Origin of the sequence: Vibrio sp. 1S139 (genome assembly GCF_041439475.1) — a bacterium.
In the GTDB taxonomy this organism is placed as follows: Bacteria; Pseudomonadota; Gammaproteobacteria; order Enterobacterales; family Vibrionaceae; genus Vibrio; species Vibrio crassostreae_C.
Genome location: NZ_JBGOOD010000166.1, coordinates 1 through 1,055 on the forward strand (window position 1 = coordinate 1; position 1,055 = coordinate 1,055).

Here is a 1,055-nt window from a genome sequence, read left to right on the forward strand (position 1 = left end):
GGTGTTGCTAAAGATTTCGCATCTATCGATAACGCTCCAGAAGAGCGTGAGCGCGGTATCACAATCGCAACTTCTCACGTTGAGTACGACACTCCAGCACGTCACTACGCACACGTAGACTGTCCAGGACACGCGGATTATGTTAAAAACATGATCACTGGTGCTGCACAAATGGACGGCGGTATCCTAGTTGTTGCTGCGACTGACGGCCCTATGCCTCAAACTCGTGAGCACATCCTACTTGGTCGTCAAGTTGGTATCCCTTACATCATCGTATTCATGAACAAATGTGACATGGTAGATGACGAAGAGCTACTTGAGCTTGTTGAGATGGAAGTTCGTGAACTTCTTTCTGAATACGACTTCCCAGGTGATGACCTACCAGTTATCCAAGGTTCTGCACTTGGCGCACTAAACGGCGAGAAGCAGTGGGAAGACAAGATCGTTGAGCTTGCAGAAGCACTAGATTCTTACATTCCTGAGCCAGAGCGTGCAGTTGACCAACCGTTCCTACTACCAATTGAAGATGTATTCTCAATTCAAGGTCGTGGTACTGTTGTAACTGGTCGTATCGAGCGCGGTATCCTACGTGTAGGTGACGAAGTAGAAATCGTTGGTATCAAAGAGACTACTCTTACTACTTGTACTGGTGTTGAAATGTTCCGTAAACTGCTTGACGAAGGTCGTGCAGGTGAGAACGTTGGTGCACTTCTACGTGGTACTAAGCGTGATGACGTTGAACGTGGTCAAGTACTTTCTGCGAAAGGTTCTATCAACCCACACACTAAGTTTGAGTCTGAAGTATACGTACTTTCTAAAGACGAAGGCGGCCGTCACACTCCTTTCTTCAAAGGTTACCGTCCACAGTTCTACTTCCGTACAACTGACGTAACAGGCGACATCACTCTACCAGAAGGCGTAGAAATGGTAATGCCAGGTGACAACGTTCAAATGACTGTTGAGCTAATCGCTCCAATCGCAATGGACGAAGGTCTACGTTTCGCAATCCGCGAAGGTGGCCGTACAGTTGGTGCTGGTGTTGTAGCTAAAATCTT

Annotated in this window: 1 protein-coding gene; it reads left to right on the top strand. The window is 47.3% G+C overall.

Translation table 11 applies throughout. From position 1 onward, the window contains the following. A partial coding sequence (tuf, locus tag ACED46_RS21945) for an elongation factor Tu (protein WP_137001546.1) occupies positions 1–1,055 on the top strand: 1,055 nt, incomplete at both ends.